The organism is Ciceribacter thiooxidans (genome assembly GCF_014126615.1).
Classification (GTDB): Bacteria; Pseudomonadota; Alphaproteobacteria; order Rhizobiales; family Rhizobiaceae; genus Allorhizobium; species Allorhizobium thiooxidans.
The window spans coordinates 1,285,677-1,306,050 of record NZ_CP059896.1 but is presented as its reverse complement, the minus strand read 5'-3'; the positions used below and the strand labels follow the sequence as shown (position 1 = coordinate 1,306,050).

15 protein-coding genes and 1 pseudogene are annotated in these 20,374 nt (G+C 63.8%); 7 read left to right on the top strand and 9 right to left on the bottom strand.

Annotated features, from left to right (window positions below; all coding sequences use genetic code 11):
• Position 1: 1 nt before the first annotated feature.
• Positions 2-868, bottom strand: a complete 867-nt coding sequence (gene folP / locus H4I97_RS06090) for a dihydropteroate synthase (protein ID WP_244658722.1) — start codon at positions 866-868, stop codon at positions 2-4.
• Positions 869-968: 100 nt separating this feature from the next.
• Between folP and H4I97_RS06085 the strand changes: the two genes are divergently transcribed.
• A complete protein-coding gene (locus H4I97_RS06085) occupies positions 969-1,586 on the top strand; it encodes a DUF922 domain-containing Zn-dependent protease (RefSeq protein WP_182307019.1) in 618 nt (205 codons plus the stop codon).
• Between the two features lie 284 nt (positions 1,587-1,870).
• Here H4I97_RS06085 and H4I97_RS06080 read toward each other — a convergent pair whose 3' ends face one another.
• On the bottom strand, positions 1,871-2,191 hold the full coding sequence (locus tag H4I97_RS06080) for a 2Fe-2S iron-sulfur cluster-binding protein (protein WP_129332664.1): 321 nt from the start codon (positions 2,189-2,191) through the stop codon (positions 1,871-1,873).
• Positions 2,192-2,342: 151 nt separating this feature from the next.
• Positions 2,343-2,726: an Hpt domain-containing protein gene (locus tag H4I97_RS06075; RefSeq protein WP_244658721.1), complete on the bottom strand. Its 384-nt coding sequence runs from the start codon at positions 2,724-2,726 to the stop codon at positions 2,343-2,345.
• 469 nt (positions 2,727-3,195) lie between these two features.
• Here H4I97_RS06075 and H4I97_RS06070 point away from each other — a divergent pair, with 469 nt between their 5' ends.
• The gene (locus H4I97_RS06070) at positions 3,196-8,814 is read left to right on the top strand and encodes an apolipoprotein A-IV repeat region-like domain-containing protein (protein ID WP_182307018.1); all 5,619 of its coding nucleotides are present in this window, start codon (positions 3,196-3,198) and stop codon (positions 8,812-8,814) included.
• 83 nt (positions 8,815-8,897) lie between these two features.
• Here the strand turns inward: H4I97_RS06070 and H4I97_RS06065 are convergent, their stop codons facing one another.
• The 6 genes and pseudogenes from H4I97_RS06065 to H4I97_RS06040 form a co-directional block, all read right to left on the bottom strand.
• Positions 8,898-9,518: an ABC-type transport auxiliary lipoprotein family protein gene (locus H4I97_RS06065; protein WP_182307017.1), complete on the bottom strand. Its 621-nt coding sequence runs from the start codon at positions 9,516-9,518 to the stop codon at positions 8,898-8,900.
• Between the two features lie 31 nt (positions 9,519-9,549).
• A pseudogene (locus tag H4I97_RS06060) lies at positions 9,550-10,919 on the bottom strand (MlaD family protein).
• A 9-nt stretch (positions 10,920-10,928) separates the two neighbouring features.
• Entirely contained in the window at positions 10,929-11,750 is an 822-nt protein-coding gene (locus H4I97_RS06055; protein ID WP_182307016.1) for an ABC transporter ATP-binding protein, read from the bottom strand.
• Between the two features lie 10 nt (positions 11,751-11,760).
• Positions 11,761-12,906: an ABC transporter permease gene (locus H4I97_RS06050; RefSeq protein ID WP_244658760.1), complete on the bottom strand. Its 1,146-nt coding sequence runs from the start codon at positions 12,904-12,906 to the stop codon at positions 11,761-11,763.
• 169 nt (positions 12,907-13,075) lie between these two features.
• Positions 13,076-13,957 carry a UDP-2,3-diacylglucosamine diphosphatase gene (locus H4I97_RS06045; RefSeq protein ID WP_182307015.1) on the bottom strand — a complete coding sequence of 294 codons (882 nt, stop codon included), beginning with the start codon at positions 13,955-13,957 and terminating at the stop codon, positions 13,076-13,078.
• Between the two features lie 88 nt (positions 13,958-14,045).
• Positions 14,046-14,642 (bottom strand): TetR/AcrR family transcriptional regulator, encoded by a 597-nt coding sequence (locus H4I97_RS06040; RefSeq protein ID WP_182307014.1) that lies wholly within the window; start codon positions 14,640-14,642, stop codon positions 14,046-14,048.
• A gap of 184 nt (positions 14,643-14,826) precedes the next feature.
• Here H4I97_RS06040 and H4I97_RS06035 point away from each other — a divergent pair, with 184 nt between their 5' ends.
• The 5 genes from H4I97_RS06035 (at position 14,827) to H4I97_RS06015 (ending at position 20,365) form a co-directional block, all read left to right on the top strand.
• A complete protein-coding gene (locus H4I97_RS06035) occupies positions 14,827-15,003 on the top strand; it encodes a lipoprotein (RefSeq protein WP_182307013.1) in 177 nt (58 codons plus the stop codon).
• Between the two features lie 102 nt (positions 15,004-15,105).
• Positions 15,106-17,412, top strand: a complete 2,307-nt coding sequence (locus H4I97_RS06030; RefSeq protein ID WP_182307012.1) for an NADP-dependent malic enzyme — start codon at positions 15,106-15,108, stop codon at positions 17,410-17,412.
• 153 nt (positions 17,413-17,565) lie between these two features.
• Positions 17,566-18,315 (top strand): helix-turn-helix transcriptional regulator, encoded by a 750-nt coding sequence (locus H4I97_RS06025; RefSeq protein WP_182307011.1) that lies wholly within the window; start codon positions 17,566-17,568, stop codon positions 18,313-18,315.
• 162 nt (positions 18,316-18,477) lie between these two features.
• Positions 18,478-19,122 carry an acyl-homoserine-lactone synthase gene (locus tag H4I97_RS06020; RefSeq protein WP_182307010.1) on the top strand — a complete coding sequence of 215 codons (645 nt, stop codon included), beginning with the start codon at positions 18,478-18,480 and terminating at the stop codon, positions 19,120-19,122.
• Between the two features lie 175 nt (positions 19,123-19,297).
• Entirely contained in the window at positions 19,298-20,365 is a 1,068-nt protein-coding gene (locus tag H4I97_RS06015) for a DUF2865 domain-containing protein (RefSeq protein WP_182307009.1), read from the top strand.
• Positions 20,366-20,374 lie beyond the last annotated feature (9 nt).

The window sequence follows — 20,374 nt, the reverse complement described above, 5'->3', positions numbered from 1 at the left end:
CTCACCGTTCCCCCGCCTTCACCTGCCGTTCCGCCTCCAGAATGGCATCGGTGACGGCGAGCATGTCCCTGTTGATCGCGACATTATGGACGCGGAAAACGGCTGCCCCCTTCATCCTCAGCAGCACGGTCGTCGCCGCGGTCGCCGGATCACGCTCCGGCGTACTGCGGCCGGTGATCGTCCCGAGGAACCGCTTGCGGGAGGTACCGACGAGAAGCGGCAGGCCGAAAGCCTTCAGTTCGTCGAGGCGAGCCATGAGTTCGACATTCTCCGCTTCGGTTTCCTTGGCGAACCCGAATCCCGGATCAAGAACGATCGCGCCGCGGGCGATGCCGGCGGCCTCGGCGATCTCCAGCGAGCGATTGAGGAAAGCGAACTGATCCTCGATCATGTCCGGGAGCTTCTCGCGACCGCGTCCCGTATGCATGATGCAGAGCCCTGCCCCCGTGTCCGCCGCCACCTTTGCGATATCCGGCTCCCGCTGCAGTCCGTGCACGTCGTTGACGATGTGCGCACCGGCGGCGATCGCGAGCCGCGCCGTCTCCGCACGGTAGGTGTCGACCGAAATCAGCGCGTCACTCTCCCGCACGAGCCGCTCGATCACCGGGAGAATGCGGTCCTGCTCCTCCGCGGGCGAGACTTCGGCAGCACCGGGCCGGGTGGACTCGCCGCCGATGTCGAGAATGTCCGCCCCCTCTTCCAGGCATTGCAGCGCATGGGCGACCGCGCTCTCGGCGCCGAAATGCTGGCCGCCATCGGAAAAGGAGTCGGGCGTGACGTTGACGATGGCCATAAGCCGCCCGCGCGCGAGATCGAGGCGCCGCCCGTGGGCGAGAAGCCAGTCCGTCCTGTCTGCCTGAACTGTCACGGCAAATCCTCCCGAAGCGAAAAAAGATACCTATCTGATATTGCACTTGCCGGGGCTATGCCCCAAGGTCCTATCGAATACAACATAGCGGATATCCAGCATGAAGATTGCGCGCCGCCTCCGGTATCTCGTTTCCGCCGCGGCAATCCTCGCTCTCCTGGGCAGCCAGGCGACCGCCGAGACGATCGTCCACAAGACGGTCAGCTATTTCCAGATCGGCGGCACCACCGCCCAGGATCTCGACCGCGAACTGGAGCGGCGCGGTCCGTACACGATGTCCACCGGCGCCCGCCATCCCGGCGCAACCCGCATCCGTTTCGGCGGTGACGTGACCTATGTCGAGTCCGGCGGCCGCTGCCGCGTCGGCTCCGCCAAGGTGACGCTGAAGACGCAGCTCGTGCTCCCCAAATGGAAGAACCGCAAGCGGGCCGGAAAAGATCTCGCATTGATCTGGGACTCGCTGTCCAGCGATATTCGCCGACACGAGGAACGGCACGCCGAGATCGCACGCCAGTACGCCCGCAAGCTGGAGACCAGCCTCAAGGGGCTCCGCCCACACCGCGATTGCCTGGCCATGGAGATCAAGGTCGCCGAAACCACCGGCCGGATCATTGATGCGCACGACAAGGATCAGATGCGCTTCGACCGCATCGAGGCAGCGAATTTCGAAAATCGAATGATTCGCATCCTCAACTACCGATCGAAACGAAATCCCTGACGTTTTCCGCCGTCGCCCCGTTCCACCGCTGATAAAATCACAGCTTTTCCCCTTCAAACTTGAGTGGAACTGACGTTCTGCCCTGTGAATAACCAGCTATTTCTAGCAGTAGAACTTGCTAAAGAACGGAATTATACGTGTGATTAAAGAGAGTTCATCCGGCCGTAGCCGGATCTGTCAGGTTCTCCCCGGCGCATCTTCGGGTAGCAGGTGTCTCCTCCCTCGCCTGTTGGCGGTGCGCCCCCCTCGCCTCGCTCCTCGATGAGCGAGGCTTTTTTTTGCGTTCAGCCCTGACGCTCCGGAACCTTCACCACCAGACCATCCAGCGCCGGCGTTACCTTGATCTGGCAGGAGAGGCGCGAGTTCGGCTGCACGTCGACGGCGAAGTCGAGCATGTCCTCTTCCATGGCCGAAGGTGCTCCGACCGCATCGGTCCACGCCTCGTCGACATAGACATGACAGGTTGCGCAGGCGCACGCGCCACCGCATTCAGCCTCGATACCCGGCACGGAGTTGCGGACCGCGTTCTCCATCACGGTGGAGCCATCGGCGGCGTCGATCTCGAAACGTGTGCCGTCGAACGCGATGATGTTCAGCTTGGTCATGAGGGCATCCAGAAAGGCTATTGAAAGACGGCCGAAGTCATTCACGAAAAAATCCGGGCCGTCAACATTTTCGCCCACCAGAAGAGCCGGCATCACGGGACTGTGTGTCGCACCCGGAAAATGGGGGCGTCGGCTCTCATGCGCAGTGTCCTCAACGGCAGAGGCCGGAGACGAAATTCTCCGCTTCGATGACGCGGGAATGGACGGATTCGATCGCATCGGGATCCGTTCCGTTTCTCTCGACTGCTTCGGCGCTCGCCGAAAGCGCAAACGCGCCGACAGCGAGGGCGGCCGCCCTCAGCCTTGCCGCAGCCGTCCTGTTGGCGGCCGCATCGCCACCCGGCACCAGCGACCGCAGGCATTGCCGCATTTGTCCGACAAAGGTCTGCAGGATCTCCATTTCGGCCGCGCGGTCGGCGCGCGTCCTCGCCGCCAGATAGACGAGGTCGACGGGTCTCGCACGCCACCGAGAGCGTCCCGCACCCTGTCCTTCTTCCGAAGGAAGTTCCGATATCTCTGCACCTGCACTTGCCATGACGGCAATCTCCCTTGCTTACACCCGGCACTGATCCTTGGTTGAAATCCGCCGCTAACTGCTTAAGTCGCCGCTCGTTCGACGGGAAAACTTGCCGCTATGGTTAACAGTCCCTAAATAGCCGGCATTGCAGGCTTTTCGCGGGCACGATCTGTAAAATATCTGTTAACAACAACCGGCTCTCCCGGGGATGCCGGGACCGGTTAATTGTAACGCATACCCGAATGTGTCACTACGATACGGATATGAGGGGCATAGGCTGCAAAGCTTTGCCCGGAGGTCGGATGATGATAAGGAAGCTTTTCATCGACGCTTGAAGAAGCGGGCATTCCGGCCTTGTTTGCAAGGGGATTTCCCGTGGCGTGGCGGCAGCGGGAAGGTCCCGAGTTCGGCCGATAGGCGGTCCCGAGCATTGTTGCGAGGGTAAGGCGACCAGATCGGCCCGGTATGCGTAGCGAGGCGTAACCCTATGGCGAACAAGAAGACCAACGAGTCGATTGACGAAAGCGCCTTTCAGGCTCTCGAAGCGGCACTGCGGATCGATTTCGACGAGGAAGAAGTCTCGTCGCCGCAGCCTGCCAAGGCGCCTGACGCTCGGGAGAGCAAAGTGTCCGGCAAGCCCCAGCAGCGGCCCAACTCCGCCCGGAAGGCGGCACGTTCGGCGGAATTCGGTTCCGAAACAGCACCGAGATCGCCGGTCTTCGAACCGGCCAACGATGCCTCGCGTCGCAGCCCGACGATGATCATGAAATCGCTCGAAGGCGCGTCCATGCGCGCGGCCTTGCGCAATGCGGCGATCGTTTCGGCCGTCTGGGTGGTGGGAGCCCTCGGCGTGGCGCAACTTCTCTACGGCGAGCAGATCTGGAACGCCGCCGGAGCGACGGCTGTCCCCGGCCTCGTTGCAATCTTCCTCGGCACGGTCATCCCCGTCCTGCTCATCTTCGCCTTCTCGATCATGATGGCGCGCGCCCGCGACCTGCGCAACGCTGCCCGCTCGATGGCGGAGGTCGCCCTTCGCCTTTCCGAGCCGGAAACGATCGCCTCCGAACGCATCATGACGGTTGGCCAGGCCGTCCGCCGGGAAGTCTCGGCGATGAACGAGGGCATCGAAAGGACGATCGCGCGGGCGACCGAGCTCGAAACGCTCGTCCACTCCGAAGTGACCGCGCTCGAGCGCAGCTACACCGACAACGAACTGCGCGTGCGCGGCCTCGTGCAGGAATTGAGCGCTGAGCGCGACGCGATCGTCAATCACGCCGAACGCATCCGCAGTTCGATCGTCGGCGCTCATGAACAGCTGAAGGAAGAGCTGTCGCTGGCGACCGAGGAGATCTCCGTCCGGCTCGCGACCTCCGGCGAAGCCTTCGCGTCGCTCATCGACACCCGCGCCGCCGCGCTCATGGAAAAGTCCGACGCGGCAGCGACGTCGCTCGGCACGCTTCTTTCGAACAAGACGGAAAATCTCGTCCAGACGCTTTCTGCTTCCGGCATTTCGCTTGCCAGCGAATTCGACACGCGCCTGCAGCAACTGACCAGCACGCTCACACAGCGCGGCCAGGACCTGCTCGGCGAATTCGAGACCCGTGCCTCGTCGCTCGACACCAACACCGAGAAGCTGAACGCCGCTCTCAACGAACGCGCCCGCCAGCTCAATGAAACACTGGTCGAACGCACCCGCGAGATCGCCGAGAGCCTGACGAACGGTGAGCTTGGCATCACCGGCTCGCTCGACGAAGTTCTCGGCAAGCTCAACACCACCCTCGACGAGAAGGGTGCGAGCTTCCGCCGGAGCCTGCAGTCCAGCGCCGACGACGCGATCGTCGACCTCGACCTGCGTTCGGGCCTTTTCGAGGACCGCCTGCAGGCGACCGTCGGCCAGATCAACGCCGCATTCGACGAACGCGTCGCGGAATTCGCGAGCGCCTTCGACCAGCGCACCGGCAGTCTCGACAGCAAGCTCATGGAGAGCCTCGCACGAATCAACGAGACCGTCAGCGGCGGCACCGATGCGATCGACGGTATTCTCAATTCCAGCATCGAGCGCCTCGGCTCGACCCTGACCGATCAGTCCTTCGCGCTCGCGACAGCCATCGGCACGGGTCAGGAGTTGATGGACGACGCTCTCGCCGGCCGCGCCAAGGAAATCGCCGATGCGCTGGCCAGCAAGGCCCAGGCGCTCGACGAGACGCTCAAGGCGGCCCAGACCCGGATCGATGCGATCATGGAAGAACGCAGCGGCGCGCTCTACAACGCGCTCGCCTCGAACCAGACGCGTTTTGAGGACACGCTTTCGAGCCGCACCGAATCCGTCATCAATGCGCTCGCCGGCAACCAGGATCGCTTTGCAGAAACCTTGGAAACCCGCAGCCGCGAGATTGCCGAGGTTCTCTCGGAAGGACAGCAGCGCCTCGACCAGGTGCTCGACGGCCGTGCGGAAGCAATGATGGGTGCGATTTCCGGTACCGAGGACCGTCTGGCCTCTACACTGGAGGACAAGACGCACCAGATCGCGGCAGCCCTCTCGCTGGGACAGCAGCGGCTGGACCAGACGCTCGATGGTCGCGCCGAAGCACTCGTCGAGACGATCTCCGGAACAGAAAACCGCCTCACCTCCACGCTGGAGGACAAGACGCACCAGATCGCCGCAGCCCTCTCGGAAGGCCATCTGCGTCTCGACCAGACGCTCTCCGGTCGTGCGGACGCCATCGTCAGCGCGATCTCCGGCACGGAAGAGCGCCTGTCCGGCGTTCTCGACCGGAAAGCATCCGCCATCGTGGACGCCGTGGCCGACGCCGACCGGCAGATCGAAGCGACCTTTGCCGACAAGGCGGAGGCCATCCGCAGCGCCTATGTCGACAACCAGCAGCGGCTCGAGGAATCCCTCGTCCGCCACGCCGAACGCCTGTCCTCTACCCTCGACGGAGGCAGCAGCCGTGTCGAGCGGGCGATCGAGGACGGTGCTTCCCGCATCTCCGACAGCGTCGCCGCCGGCGTGGTTCGCCTCGACGGTTCGCTCGGCGAGAACCACGACCGCATTCGCGCGACCCTCGAAGACCGCACCAACGCGATCAATCTCACGCTGAGCGAGGCCCGCGAGCAGCTCGAGAATACGCTCGCCGAACAAGGCACCTCCTTCGGCGCCTCCATTGCAGCCAGCACCGGCATGCTCGAAATGTCGCTGGAGGAGCAGGAAGCCTCCCTGCGCCGCACCATCGATGAAAGCGGCAAGGCGCTCGAAGAGCGGCTCCGCGGGACGGCAGGATCAATCGCGGGCCAGTTCAGCGAAGCGGCCGGCGAGATCACCAGGACGGCCGCCGACTTCTCCGACCGCGTCGAACGCTCGGTCGGTGGCATGACAACCCGTCTCGACGAGACGAGCAGCAAGATCGAGACCAGCCTCGGCACGCTCGAGGACCGCATCCGCGACGGCCTCGACGGTGTCGACAGCCGCGTCGGCGACGCCGGCGAGAAATTCGCTGCACGCCTCTCCGAAAAGATCGGCGACATGGAGCGGGTCGGCTCGCAGGCCGCCGAACGCGTGTCGCGCGTTCTGGAGGAAGGCACCAGCCGCGTGGCCGAATCCTTCGATAGCCGCACCGCCATCATCGACGACCGCCTGTCGACCATGGACCGCGCGCTGAATATCGGCCTCGATGCCGTCAACAGGACGATCGAGGGCAAGGCGGCCGGCCTTGCCGCCGCCCTCCGCAGCGCCGTCGGCGAGGCTGCCCAGACACTCGACACGGAAGCCATGCGTTCGGTCGAACTGCTGAACCGCTCCGGCGCCGATTTCGCCGACCGGATCGGGGCACGCAGCGCCGAGTTCAGCCGTGCGGTCGAAGAACGCTCGGAAGACCTCGCAAGCCGTATCGAAGAGACCCAGAACCGTCTGGCAGGACAGGCCGCGTCGGTCGCCCGCACCTTCTCCGAGGCCGGCGACGCGATCGCCGGCAAGATTGCGGAAGCCGAAGCGATCGTCGACACGCGGATCGCTTCGCTCGCCGGTACGCTCGCCGATGCCGGCAGCACGCTGGAAGCGCGCGCCGCCGCAATCCGTGAAGCCCTCGCCGGCAACACCGAAGAGCTCGCGACCACCATGGACTCGGTCGAGAAGGCGCTGGACGCACGCGGGAACGCAATCCGCACCGTTCTAGACGAGCGGACCCGCGAACTGAATTCGATGCTGGCCGGCCGTTCTGCCGAACTGTCACGGATCATCGACGAGAAGGCCCTGCCGGTCATCGCCGGCTATGCCGAAACGGGACGCGTCGCCGCCGAGCGGATCACCGAGGCCGCGCGCGAAAGCGCCGAACGGCTGCGTGCCGAAAACGGTGCAGTCCTCGACGCCCTGACCGATCGCGCAGAGCATGCCGCCCAGGCGCTCGGCGCCGTCGAGGCAAGCCTTGCCGAAAAGGCCGGCACGCTCATCGAGCGGCTTGCCGAGAGCAATTCCGGTCTCACGGAAATGGTCGAGCAGGCAGCGTCGAACATCGCCGCCGCCGACGAGCGCTTCGGCCAGACGACGGCACGTTTTGCGGACACGACGGCGCAGGCCGCCGACCTCCTGCAGACCTCGGGCCGCCTTCTCGAAGGCAAGCTCGAAAAGCTCGCCTCCGTCTCCGACCAGACCTTGTCGCAGGTCTCTTCGATCGTTGGCCGCTTCGGTGAGCACTCCAAGGTGCTGAGCCAGGCCTCCGAGCTTCTCGGTGCGGCGCAGTCGAACCTCGTCGGCACACTGGAGGAACGCCAGCAGTCGCTGCGCGACCTCGCAGTCGGTCTGGTCAAGCGTTCGGAAGAGATCGAGACGACGATGCGTGGCCTCGGCTCCATGGTCGAGTCCGCCTTCGAGCGCGCCGAACAGCGCTCCGGCCAGGTTGCAGGCAATCTGCGTCAGAGCATCCAGTCCTCCTTTGTCGACGTCGGCAAGATCCTGTCCGACACCGAAAAGCGGGCCCAGTCGACCGCCACAAACATGCGCGATGCGCTGCTTTCGGCCGGCGAGGAGGCCAACAGGTCGATCGAGAAGACGCTGTCGGAGGCCGAGCAGCGCTCCGGCGCGCTTGCCGATCGCCTGCGCGGCGGCCTCTCCGCCTCGCTCGGAGATGTCGAGCGGTTGCTCGGCGAAGCCGGCCGCAAGTCCGACGGCGCCGCCAACCACCTGCGGGAAGTCATGCGCGAGGCGGTCGAGGATGCGGTTGGCCGCTTCTCCGGCGCCACCGACGAGATCCGTCGTTCGGCCCAGGAGATCCGCAAGGAACTCGATGCGACCCGCGGCGAGCTGAAGCGCGGTGCCTTCGATCTTCCGGAAGAAGCCAAGGAAAGCGCGGCTGCGATGCGCCGCGCGGTCGCCGAACAGATCAAGGCGCTGCAGGATATTTCGCAGCTCGTCGGTCGCTCCACGCAACAGTTGGAGATCGCCGAACCCGTCGCCCGCAAGCCGGTTGAGACCCGTCCTGCCGAACCGCCGCGGAAGGCCGTCGCTCCGGCTCCCGCCGTGGTTCCCGGCCCGCAGCCGGTACCGGCCCGGCCGGTCGAGACCCCGGCCCTTCGTGGCAGCTTCGGGCTCGAGCAGAAGGCCGCCGTGTCGACGACGCCGGCACGACAAGAGACTGGCGGCTGGATCAGCGACCTGCTTCGTGGCGCCTCGCGCGACGAACAGGAGCCGAACGCTGCGCAGGCCCGTTCCGCCCAGCCCAAGGCGACCGAGCCTGCCCCGCGGGCCGCCGATAGCCGCAATCCGCGCCACATGGTGGAATCGCTGAACTCGCTTTCGGTCGACATCGCTCGTGCGATCGACCACGACGCCTCGGTGGAACTGTGGCGGCGCTACCAGCGCGGCGAGCGCGACGTCTTCACCCGTCGGCTCTATACGCTGAAGGGGCAGCAGACCTTCGACGAGATCAAGCGCAAGTACGACCGCGAGCCGGAATTCCGCGTCGCCGTCGACCGCTACATCGCCGATTTCGAGAAGCTGCTCGCAGACGTCGCCCGCACCGATCGCGACAAGACGGTGACGCAATCCTACCTGACCTCGGATACCGGCAAGGTCTACACGATGCTCGCCCACGCCGCCGGCCGTTTCGGCTGAGCGGCACGAGGACGCGACAAAAGAAGAGCCCCGGAACGGTGATTGCCGTTCCGGGGCTTTTTCGTTGAGACAGAACGCAAGGATCAGAGCAGCGTCAGCGTCCAGGTGACCATCTCGCCGGTGACGACGGCAAAGGCGCGGTCGAGCGCGCGGACATAGGACGTACTCGACGCCCCCACAGCAGGAGCACTGGCGGAAAACACCCTCTGCGCCCTGACCGTGCCGTTGCGATCATCAACCAGCTTCAGGGAAATCTCGACCACCGCGCGGTCGCTGCCGGTCGTGTCGATCTCGAAGGCGCGGATATCGCTGACGAGCTGATAGTCGATCGCGAGCCCCTGCCCCGGCTTGCCGACGCCGCCGATCCGGCCGGTATTCTCGAAGGCCTCGACGAGTTTCGACTGAACCATGCGCGGCAGCCTGTCGCTCCACTGCGATTTGGCGAGATACTGGATCTCGGAAGGCGAGACCCGGACCATGATCTGTTCGCTGTCCAGAGCCTTCAGGGCGGAAGGATCGGCAATCAGGATCTGGCGCTTCTTCGCCTGCGCCTTCGTCTCGACGTTGGCCGCCACCGTGAGATCGAACGTGTCGTTTTTCGCCGGCGCCGTTCCACAGCCGGCGAGCCCCGCCCCCATCAGAGGCAGAAGCGCCACGCCCCACAGGAGGCGCCGTCTGCGCAAATCGAATTCCGATTCTCCCATGCCCACCTTGTCCCTTCCGGCCTCCGGACCGTCAGCGCCGAGTCCGCCCGTCGTATTGCTTGACCGTTTCCCCGCCGAAAAGCAACCTCTGCGGGTTCTTGTCGAAGTTGTTGATTGCGTCGTCGAGCCCGCGAACGGTCTGGCGCGTATCGTCGACGAGCGCCTGGATATCGCGAAGCCCGGTGTTCGAGAAGCGCGCGAAATTGTCCGCAATCGGCCCGATCCGGGTGTTCAGGTTGTCCGCCGCGTTGCGGATGGAAACCAGCGTCTTGCGCGCCTCGACGCTCAGCGAGTCCGCCTCGCCCGAGCCGAGGAAGGCGTCGACCTTCTTCAGAATGCCGTCGAGCTGGTCAGAGGCGTTGTTGAGCTTGTTTCCGAGCTGCGTGAAATCGGTGATCGCCTGGTCGATGTCCGGCTGGCGGGCGGTGATCTTTTCGCTGAACTGTTGGAAGTTGGCGACGGCGGCACGTGCATCCGCTGAGGCGACGGATACGTCGTCCACCACCTTGGAAACCTTCTGCCTGTCGACGGCCTCGACGAGCTCGCGCACGTGGGCGAGCGTCTCCTCGGCGGAGACCCCGAACTTCTGGAAGGTCTCGGCGGTCTCCTTGAAGCTGTCGATCGCCGGCCCGACCTTGTCGGCCGTCTCGGCGAGGCTGCCGGTGAACTTCTCCGTATTGGCGAGAATCCTGTCGATCTTTTCCGAATTCAGTGCCCGGAACAGGTCCTCCGCGGCCGCGAGTGTGGAATCGAGCCGTCCGGAGAGACCCGATACCGAATCCGAGAGGGCGCTCACGCTCTTCAGGAACTTGTCGATGCCGTCCGCATTGTCGGCGAGCGACTTGGAGAAGGTCTCGGCATTCTTGATCGTGTTGGTGAGAGGCCCGCGAGCATCGTTGACGAAGCCCTGGAACTGTCCGATCGCGTCGTCGGCGCGCTTCAGGATCTTGTCCGCCGTCGAGAGCAGGTTGGTCACGCTCGACTGCTCCGCCACCAGCACCGCCGGTTCGCCGGTCGAAAGCTCCCGCTGCAGGATGTTCTCGCCGCCCGCTTCGGTCCCGAGAGCTCGATATAGGCCGCTCCCGTGAGGCCCTGGATTTCGAGAACGGCCTTGGTCGATTGCGTCACCGGCGCGTCCGCCTGGACCTCGGTGTTGGCGATCGAGAACTTCGGGTCGTCCTGGTCGATCACAAGGCTGCGCACCGTGCCGACAGCAATGCCGTTGAAGCGCACCGGCGAGCCGATGCTCAGACCATTGGCGGACCCCGGTATCTTGATCGTCAGCGCGGCAACCGGACCACCCCTGCCGTATTCGGCCATCCAGTAGACGAATCCGAATGCGGCGGCGATGACGAAAACCGTGAAAAAACCGACGATTGCGTAATTGGCTCTGGTTTCCATGGAGACCTGTCACTTCACCGGATTGTCGCCGGAATGTCCCGGCCGTGGGATGGATCGAGCCCGCTTGCCCCTGAAATAGGTTTTCACCCATTCGTCGTCGCAGGCGAGCATATCGTCTAACGTTCCCTCGACCAAGACCCGCTTCTGCCCGAGCACCGCGATGCGGTCGCACACAGAAAACAGACTGTCGAGGTCGTGCGTCACCATGTAGACGGTGAGCCCCAGCGTATCGCGAAGCTGGGCGATCAGTTCATCGAACTCCGCCGCCCCGATCGGGTCGAGGCCGGAGGTCGGCTCGTCGAGGAAGACGAGGTCGGGATCGAGCGCCAGGGCGCGGGCCAGTGCCGCGCGCTTGGTCATCCCGCCGGAAAGCTCGGAGGGATACTTGTCGGCGGCATCGCGATCGAGGCCGACCAGACTGATCTTGAGATAGGCGAGCTCGTCCATCAGCCACTGCGGCAGGTCGAGATATTCGCGCATCGGAAGCTGGATGTTCTCCTTGACGGTGAGCGCCGAGAACAGCGCGCCGTGCTGGAAGAGCACGCCGAGACGGGTGTCGAGGTTCATCCGTTCCGTTTCGCTGACCCTGTCGTAGTCGGCGCCGAGAATGCGGATGCTGCCGGCGCGCCGCGGCAGCAGCCGCAGCACGGTGCGCATAAGAACCGACTTGCCCACGCCGGAGGCCCCGACAAATCCGAGGATTTCGCCGCGATAGACGTCGAGATCGAGATTGTCGAGGACGATGTTGTCGCCGAAGCCGACGGTAAGGCCGCGGACCGACAGGACCGTTTCCCTCTCCTGCGTTGCCGGTGCTGCGGAGGCTTCGTTCATCGTGCCCCCGTCAGAAGTCGATTGCGGCGTAGAACATGGCGAAGAGCCCGTCCACGAGGATGACGACGAAGATCGACTTCACGACGGATGTCGTGACGTGGCGACCGAGCGACTCGGCGCTGCCGCCGACTTTCATGCCCTCGACCGCCGAGACGATGCCGATGATCAGCGCCATGAACGGCGCCTTGATCATGCCGGAGGCGAGAGTCGAATAATCGATCGCCTCGTTGAGCCGGGTCGTGAACACGTCGAAGGTGATTCCGGAATAGCCCCAGGCGACGAGAGCCGCGCCATAGAGCGCCGCAAAATTGGCGACGACGGTCAGAAGCGGCAGCGCGACAACCAGCGCGACCAGCCGCGGAAAGACGAGGACGCCCACCGGATTGAGACCGATGACCTTCAGTGCGTCTATCTCTTCCCGCATCTTCATCGAGCCGATTTCGGCGGTGATTGCACTTCCCGAACGGCCGGCGATCATGATCGCCGTCAAGAGCACGCCGATCTCGCGCAGCTGCAGAATACCGACAAGGTCGACCACGAAAATCTCGGCCCCGAAATAGCGCAGCTGAAACGCCCCCTGCTGGGCGATGATGGCGCCGATCAGAAAGGACATCAACACGATGATCGGAACGGCCCGTACCCCCATGTGGTCGAGCTGGTTGACCACGGAAGCCGGCGACACGCCCGAGCCGCGGCCGAGCTTCATCTGTGCGCCACGCACCGCCGAGCCGAGGACGTACATCATCGCCACGGTATCCTGCCAGAGATGCGCCATCATAACACCGACAGGCCCGAAGACCCGGATGAACAGCGCTTCCTTCTTGTCGTCGTGATGCGGGGCTTCGACCGTCTCGGGCAGCGCCCGGATGAGCTCCTGCATGCCGGCCGTGCCACCCGTCAGACTGACCGTGCTGCCGCTGGCCTCGCGACCGGTGACGATGCGCCGGACGAGCCAGGCGCCCGCGGTGTCCATCCCGTCGATGCCCGAGAGATCGAGTTCGACCGGCGCACCTCCGTCGGAGCCCAGGCGCTCGATGCTTGGCAACACATCGGCGATCGTATTGTTGCGCCAGGTGCCAGACAGCATCAGCCGCCGCCCGCCGTCCGGCAGGCTGCCTTCTTCGATTGCAGCGGTTCCTGAATGATCCTTCAAGATCAGAGGTTTCTCACAGGCTGAGTTTCTCGCGCGACGATTCGCAACTGCAACGGGCTTACACCAGATGAGCCGGCAGTATAACGGTACGTGCCGTCATTGGAATCCATGTTGCGGAGTTTGGCAGCCTGCGTAGCCCCGAAACCACATCTTTGTCGGATATTCAGGCCAGTCAGGCGCCGGTCGAGGGCACCAGAGCCGCTTCGGCGTCCGTTTCGGCGGGCTTTGCCACCCGGATCGGGACCGTCAGCGGGCTCGTCGCCTGGGTTATTCCCTTGGCCTTCGGTGACTGGATCGGCTGATTCCAGGAAATGAGTTCGAAACGGCCATCGTGATGCTCGGCAATCGCCGTGCAGCTTTCCACCCAGTCTCCGGTGTTGATGTAACGGATGCCATCGATTTCTTCCATCACAGCATGGTGGATATGGCCGCAGATCACGCCGTCGACTCCGTTGCGGCGCGCCTCCTCGACGACGACGTTCTGGAATTCGCCGATGAAGTTCACCGCCTGCTTCACCTGGAGTTTCGCCCAGGCGGAAAACGACCAGTAAGGCATGCCGAGACGGCGACGTACGGCCGCCAGCAAAACGTTCAGCGCGATCGCCGTGTCGTATGCCCAGTCGCCGAGATAGGCGAGAAGACGGGCGTTGCGCACCACGACGTCGAACTCGTCACCATGGAGAACCAGGTATTTCTTGCCATCCGCCGCCTCGTGGATGATGCGCTCCGCCACCTCGATTCCGCCGAAATGGCTGCCGGGGAAGCCGCGCAGGAATTCGTCGTGGTTGCCGGGGATGTAGATGATCCGCGTCCCCTTGCGGGCCTTGCGCAGCAGCTTCTGCACCACGTCATTGCAGTCCTGCGGCCAGTACCAGCTGCGCTTCAGCCGCCATCCGTCGACGATATCGCCCACGAGTACGATCGTCTCGGCCTCGTGATAGCGCAGGAAGTCGATCAGGAAATCCGCCTTCGCGGCCTTCGAACCGAGATGCACGTCCGAAATGAAGAGCGTCCTGAAGTGGCGGGTATCCGCGTGTGCACTCACGAGGGTCATCCTCTGGTATTGGCGTTCTCAGCCTCTAAAACCAGAGTCTTGTTTCAGCTTGATGACATGCGCGGGGATCGCCGCGACCACGGATCATTCAGTCGGAAAGCGGCGGCAGCTTCTGCGTTGCAACGGCCCTCGCCTCCTGGCGGTCCACCCCGAGCGCCACCAGCAGCAACTCGGCAGCCTCACTGCCGGCCTCCCGCCAGGCCCTGTGTCCCTCCTGGACGAGAAGCATGGCCGCAAGCGTCGTACCACCGATCATTGCCACCACCGAGGTGACCTGTTCCCGCGGTACGATGTAGCGGCCCTGCTCCACGCCCTTGAGGATGTCCTCTGTCGAGGAACTGGTGAGCAATCCCTGCAGCGCCCTGTTGGTGAGACTGAAACGGACGAGGAACCGGCCCCAGTGCGGTTCCTCATGGGCGCGGCGAATGAAAAGCCGAACCCCGCAGGACAATCGCAAGGCGGGATCGGTGAGCCCGGCCATGCTCGCCACCACCCGTTCCTGCATCTCCCGCGCGAGGTCACCGGCGATGTCCTCGAAGAGGGCACCGGGATCGGGGATCGTGTTGTAGACCGTGCCGCGCGCGACACCGGCCTCGTCCGCCAGCTCGCTGATGGTGACCCGATCACCACCCTTCCTGGCAAAGAGACAGATCGCCGCGTCGCGGATCCGGGTTCTGATACTCAAGGCGCATTTCCTTTCGACGCACTCCGGCTCCCGTAAAATTGCAGGAATTCCGGCTGCGTCAATTCATCTCGATCTTTCTACCGCATTGCCGTTGAAATTTGAACACTCATGTTCAATATAAGACTTGTAAGTTCATTCAACGGCGCGCGGATCCCCGCGATGACCGCCCTCAGGAGCCAAGAACATGAAAAAGATCGTCCTCGCCACGCTCGTCGCCGCGGCCCTCGCCGGTTGCTCACAGACTACCGGCTCGATCGACAAGGCCGACGCCTGCCAGCAGACGGCCGACGGCAAGTGCACCACCTTGAAATACGGCGTGCACGCCACCTCGCTTCCGCCGCTTTTCACGCCGGGCGTCTGAGAAGCGACGGAGAGGTGCCGGAGAGCGTCCGAAGATACTTCCCCCGAGGACTTTTCGTGTATTCAGGAGTCTCGACTTTAGAGACATATGTTAGTGGGCACGATGAATTCTCAGGACAAGACGAAGCCGCAACCGGCGTCCGGCGACCTCGACGAGCAGGCACTCTTCTACCATCGCTATCCGAGACCGGGGAAACTCGAAATCCAGGCGACCAAGCCGCTGGGCAACCAGCGCGACCTGGCACTCGCCTATTCCCCGGGTGTGGCAGCGCCCTGCCTCGCCATCCGTGACGAGCCCGACACCGCCTTCGACTATACCGCGCGCGGCAATCTTGTCGCTGTGGTCTCGAACGGTACCGCGGTGCTCGGGCTCGGCAATATCGGCCCGCTCGCCTCGAAGCCGGTGATGGAAGGCAAGGCCGTCCTCTTCAAGAAGTTCGCCGGCATCGACGTCTTCGACATCGAGATCAGCGCCCCGGCGGTCGACGAGATGGTCTCGACGATCTCCGCGCTCGAGCCCACCTTCGGCGGCATCAACCTCGAGGACATCAAGTCGCCGGAATGCTTCGAAGTGGAGCAGCAGCTCCGCGAAAAGATGTCCATTCCCGTCTTCCACGACGACCAGCACGGTACCGCGATTATCGTGGCCGCCGCGATCCTCAACGGGCTCGAACTTGCCGGCAAGAAGATCGAGGACGTCAAGATCGTCGCCTCGGGTGCCGGTGCGGCCGCACTCGCCTGTCTCAATCTCCTTGTCACGCTCGGCGCCCGCCGGGAGAACATCTGGGTCCACGACATCGAAGGCCTGGTCTATGTCGGCCGCGAAGCCCTGATGGACCGCTGGAAGTCCGTCTACGCCCAACCCTCCGACAAGCGCACGCTGTCGGAATCGATTGAAGGCGCGGATGTTTTCCTCGGCCTGTCGGCCGCCGGCGTCCTGAAGCCGGAGCTCCTCGCCCGCATGGCGGAGAAGCCGCTGATCATGGCGCTCGCCAACCCGACCCCGGAAATCATGCCGGATCTTGCACGTGCTGCACGCCCGGACGCGATGATCTGCACCGGCCGTTCGGACTTCCCGAACCAGGTAAACAACGTTCTATGCTTCCCTTACATTTTCCGCGGAGCGCTCGATTGCGGCGCCACCACCATCAACGAAGAAATGAAGATGGCGGCGGTGCGGGCGATCGCAGCACTCGCCCGCGAAGAAGTGTCGGAAGTGGCAGCGAAGGCCTATTCCGGTGAATCGCCGACCTTCGGGCCGAGCTATCTCATCCCCTCGCCCTTCGATCCCCGCCTGATCCTGCGCATCGCTCCGGCGGTTGCGAGGGCCGCGGCCGAAAGCGGCGTCGCCCGCCGGCCGATCGCCGATTTCGACACCTATCTCGACCAGCTGAACCGCTTCGTCTTCCGCTCCGGCTTCGTCATGAAGCCGATCTTCACGGCGGCCAAGAAGGCGCCGGCCAAGCGCGTGATCTTTGCCGAAGGCGAGGACGAGCGCGTGTTGCGCGCCGCACAGGTGCTGCTCGAGGAAGGCATCGGCCAGCCGATCCTGATCGGCCGTCCGCCGATCATCGAGAACCGCCTCCAGCGTTTCGGGCTGCGCATTCGCCCCGGCGCCGACTTCGAGGTGGTCAATCCGGAAGACGATCCGCGCTACCGCGACTATGTCGAAGAATATTTCGGGCTCGTCGGCCGCGCCGGTATCAATCCGGAAGCCGCACGTACGATCGTGCGCACCAACAACACGGTCATCGGAGCGCTCGCGGTTCGCCGTGGTGATGCCGATGCGCTGATCTGCGGGGTCGAGGGCCGTTTCGATCGGCATCTGCGCGATGTCGGCCAGATCATCGGCAAGAAGTCGGGCGTATGCGCCTTTTCGGGTCTCAGCCTGCTGATCTCCCAGCGCGGCGCGATCTTCTTCACCGATACCTTCGTGACCCACAACCCGACGGCTGCGGAAATCGCCGAAACGACAGTGTTGGCTGCACAGGAGGTCCGCCGCTTCGGGATCACCCCGAAGGCAGCCCTCCTCACCCACTCCAATTTCGGCTCGCGTGATTCCGAAAGCGCCCGCAAGATGCGGGAGGCCCTGCGCCTCATTCGCGAGCGCGCGCCCGACCTCGAGGTCGACGGCGAGATGCAGGGTGGCTCGGCGCTCTCAGAGGCGCTGCGCAAGCGTGCCATGCCTGACAGCACGCTCACCGGTGAAGCCAATCTCCTGGTCTTCCCGAATCTCGATGCCGCCAACATCTCGCTCGGCCTCGTGCGCACGATGATGGATGCACTCCACGTCGGCCCGATCCTGCTTGGTGCAGCACTTCCTGCCCACGTGCTCTCGACATCGGTCACCTCACGCGGCGTCGTCAACATGGCGGCACTCGCGGTCGTGGAAGCCACGCAACCCGCATGACGACGTGCGCGTCGCGGCGATATCCCCGTCGCGACGCATGCTTCCTGTTACAAGAAAGGCACACGATCAGACCTCTTCCGGCGCATGAAAAATGCGCTGGACAAGCCATTTTTGCTGGACGATCTTATCCCATAGATTTGTCAGGGTCAGATAATGATTAACCAGAAGGGTTATTTTGACCTGCTGGACTGGCTGGAAAGCGAAGAGGTCGTTCGACCGCAGCCGTTTTTCAAAAGGATGCAGGCTGAGTTCGCAATCTCGAACATCCTCTATATCGACGCCATCCCTGCGGCGACCGGAGTCAGACTGCATCGTATCCACCACACCTACGCGCCGCATGTTGTCCGGGCTGTCACCGCCCTCGGTCCGCATGTCCTGACCCCTCTGCTCAAGCACGCCCTCACCTCCGTGCGGCCGCTCGACTGGTTCATGCTGCCGGAAACGATTCCGATCGCACAACTCCTCCTGTCCGTCGCGCGCGAACACTCCTTGTCCACCACCGGCGTCTGCTATCCCCTCGCTTCCCGCGAAGGCCATGCGGCCCTTTTTGCGATCAGCGTCGCGGACGCACGCGACTGGCGTCAGTTTCGACGTCACTACGACCGCGACCTTCACACGCTCGCTGCGAAATTCCACGCGGCCGTGCTGGAAACGGCTGAGGAAGGCCCCCACCGACAGAGCGCGCGTTCGATCCTGACCGGTAGGGAGAAGGAGGCGCTCACCTGGGCTGCGGCCGGCAAGAGCTATTGGGAGATCGCCGTCATTCTCGGCATCTCCGAACGCACCGTCCGCTATTTCATGTCCAACGCCCGGCGGAAGCTGAATGTCGTCAGCAATACGCAGGCGGTCGCCGAAGCCGTGTGGCAGGGCCTCATCTCCGGACCGGACAATCGATCCGAATAGGAAGCCTGCGCCCTGCGAGCATTTGCGCCGGCGCCGGGCTTTGCACGATGGGCAAGCGAGAATAATCGCAAATTGCAATTACTTAAACTGTCCCTACCGCCAGTTTCAATTTCTAGCTGAAGAGGCGAATTTTTCTCCCTGACCTCAGAAGGGAGACCGGCAATGATCAAGATTATCAACGGAGCCAATCGCGATCGCCATTCGAAAGAAATGGCGGACGTATTCAGCCTGCGAAAGCGGGTCTTTCACGACCTCCTGAAATGGGATGTCAAGGTAGAGGGCGACTGGGAAATCGATCACTACGACGACGCAAATCCGATCTACGTCCTGTCCTACTCGCCCGAGACGGGGCGCCTGCGGGGTGCCCTGCGGCTGCTTCCCACCCTCGGCCCGAACATGCTCGACGATACTTTCCCGGTTCTGCTCGGCGAAAATCCGCCGATCCGCAGCGCCGCGATCTGGGAATCGAGCCGTTTCTGCATTGATCCGGAGATCTCGCAGGACCGTGCCTCGAACCAGGTGACGCTTGCGGCCGCCGAGCTGATGTGCGGTGTCGGCGAGCTCGGGCTCGCCTCCGGGCTCACGCACATCGTCACGGTGACCGACGTGTTCCTCGAACGCATGTTCCGCCGCATGGGATGCCCGGGAGAAAGGATTGCCGATCCCCAGAAGATCGGCTCCGTCTACGCGGTCGCCATCGCCTGGGAAGTGACCCAGGACCTGCTCGACCGGATGAAGGAGGTCGCCGGAATCGACCACCGCGTGCTGGAACAGCCGATGACGCTCGAACAGGCCCGCGCCGCCTGACGGCGGTCGTTCTCGCCGGTCAGGTACCGGCCGGAGGCAAGTCTCCGGCCGGCGCCTTCTGTTAAGCCAAAATCGAACCTCCGGTTGGCGGATTGGCGCTCGCCATTTATGATGGAAGCGCCTAAAGGCAAATCGCTCCGAGCAACGCCTTTTATCCGCAGATCGGGAACGCCAATTGCCGTACCGCCGTCGCCTCGCCCTGCTGTCCGTGATGGTCCTTGCGACCCTTCCTGCTCCGGCCATCTCCCATGCATCGATGACCTGCGACAGATTGCGGGCAAGCCTCGCAAGCGAGCCGGAAGTGGTGAGCGATACCGCCGCGATGCGACGCTTCTCCAGCGCGATCGCGAGGCAGAACTTCCAGATCCGCAAGGCTCGCCAGCGTTTTTTCGACCTGCATTGCGGCTCTCCGAGCGTCATTGATTATACGGCGATGAACCGTCCAGAATGCGCAACGCTTTCCGCCGAGATCAAGCGGCTGGAGGAGGACAAGCAACAGCTTGTCGACAGGCGCGATGCCGCGCGAAACGGTGCGACGCAGCCGAACGAGGTCCGTCAGCGGATTCTCGACCTGATGGAGGCCAACCACTGCGACGAAGAGCCTGTGAAGGCCGATGTCACGCCCGCCGAACCGCCCCGCACACCCTATCTCGACATGGTGGCGCCGCGCCTCGGTCCGGACGGCTTGCCGACGGGCGGTTGGCGGAACGGTGCGGGCAATCTGCAGACGCTCTGCGTGCGCACCTGCGACGGCGCCTTCTTCCCGATCTCGTCGAACACCACGCCGCTTACCTTCCGGCGCGATGCCGAGCTATGCCGGCAGATGTGCCCCGGCATCGAGACCGAACTCTATTTCCGGTCGGTCACCGAGCCCGAAAGCGGCGAGATGATTTCGACCACGACCGGCAGGCCCTACCGGCAGTCGCCGACAGCATTCGCCTACCAGAGCCGCCGCAAGGGCGACCAACCCTCCTGCACCTGCAACCTCACCGAATTCTATCGCAGAATGAAGACGCAGGCGGCCGGCGCAAACGTGCCGGACTACAACTCCTCTGTCATCGACCTGAAGACGGCCGGCAAGCCGGCTCCCGAGAAGGCGGAGCCGTCGTTACCGGTTGAGCGACCCTATGATCCCGCGGAGAAGAAGGTGCGACAGGTCGGCCCGGTCTTCCTCCCGAGCGAGACGAGCGGCATCGATCTCAGGCATCCGGCGCTCTCCGGTCCGCAGCCGGTCCAGCAGTAGAGCGCGGAT

Excerpts from the sequence above, each read along its gene's own strand:
- H4I97_RS06030 (WP_182307012.1), top strand. The coding sequence starts at position 15,106 with ATGAATTCTCAGGACAAGACGAAGCCGCAACCGGCGTCCGGCGACCTC.
- H4I97_RS06070 (WP_182307018.1), top strand. The coding sequence starts at position 3,196 with ATGGCGAACAAGAAGACCAACGAGTCGATTGACGAAAGCGCCTTTCAG.
- H4I97_RS06045 (WP_182307015.1), bottom strand. The coding sequence starts at position 13,957 with ATGACCCTCGTGAGTGCACACGCGGATACCCGCCACTTCAGGACGCTC.
- H4I97_RS06020 (WP_182307010.1), top strand. The coding sequence starts at position 18,478 with ATGATCAAGATTATCAACGGAGCCAATCGCGATCGCCATTCGAAAGAA.
- H4I97_RS06080 (WP_129332664.1), bottom strand. The coding sequence starts at position 2,191 with ATGACCAAGCTGAACATCATCGCGTTCGACGGCACACGTTTCGAGATC.
- H4I97_RS06055 (WP_182307016.1), bottom strand. The coding sequence starts at position 11,750 with ATGAACGAAGCCTCCGCAGCACCGGCAACGCAGGAGAGGGAAACGGTC.
- H4I97_RS06025 (WP_182307011.1), top strand. The coding sequence starts at position 17,566 with ATGATTAACCAGAAGGGTTATTTTGACCTGCTGGACTGGCTGGAAAGC.
- H4I97_RS06085 (WP_182307019.1), top strand. The coding sequence starts at position 969 with ATGAAGATTGCGCGCCGCCTCCGGTATCTCGTTTCCGCCGCGGCAATC.
- H4I97_RS06075 (WP_244658721.1), bottom strand. The coding sequence starts at position 2,726 with ATGGCAAGTGCAGGTGCAGAGATATCGGAACTTCCTTCGGAAGAAGGA.
- H4I97_RS06065 (WP_182307017.1), bottom strand. The coding sequence starts at position 9,518 with ATGGGAGAATCGGAATTCGATTTGCGCAGACGGCGCCTCCTGTGGGGC.
- H4I97_RS06035 (WP_182307013.1), top strand. The coding sequence starts at position 14,827 with ATGAAAAAGATCGTCCTCGCCACGCTCGTCGCCGCGGCCCTCGCCGGT.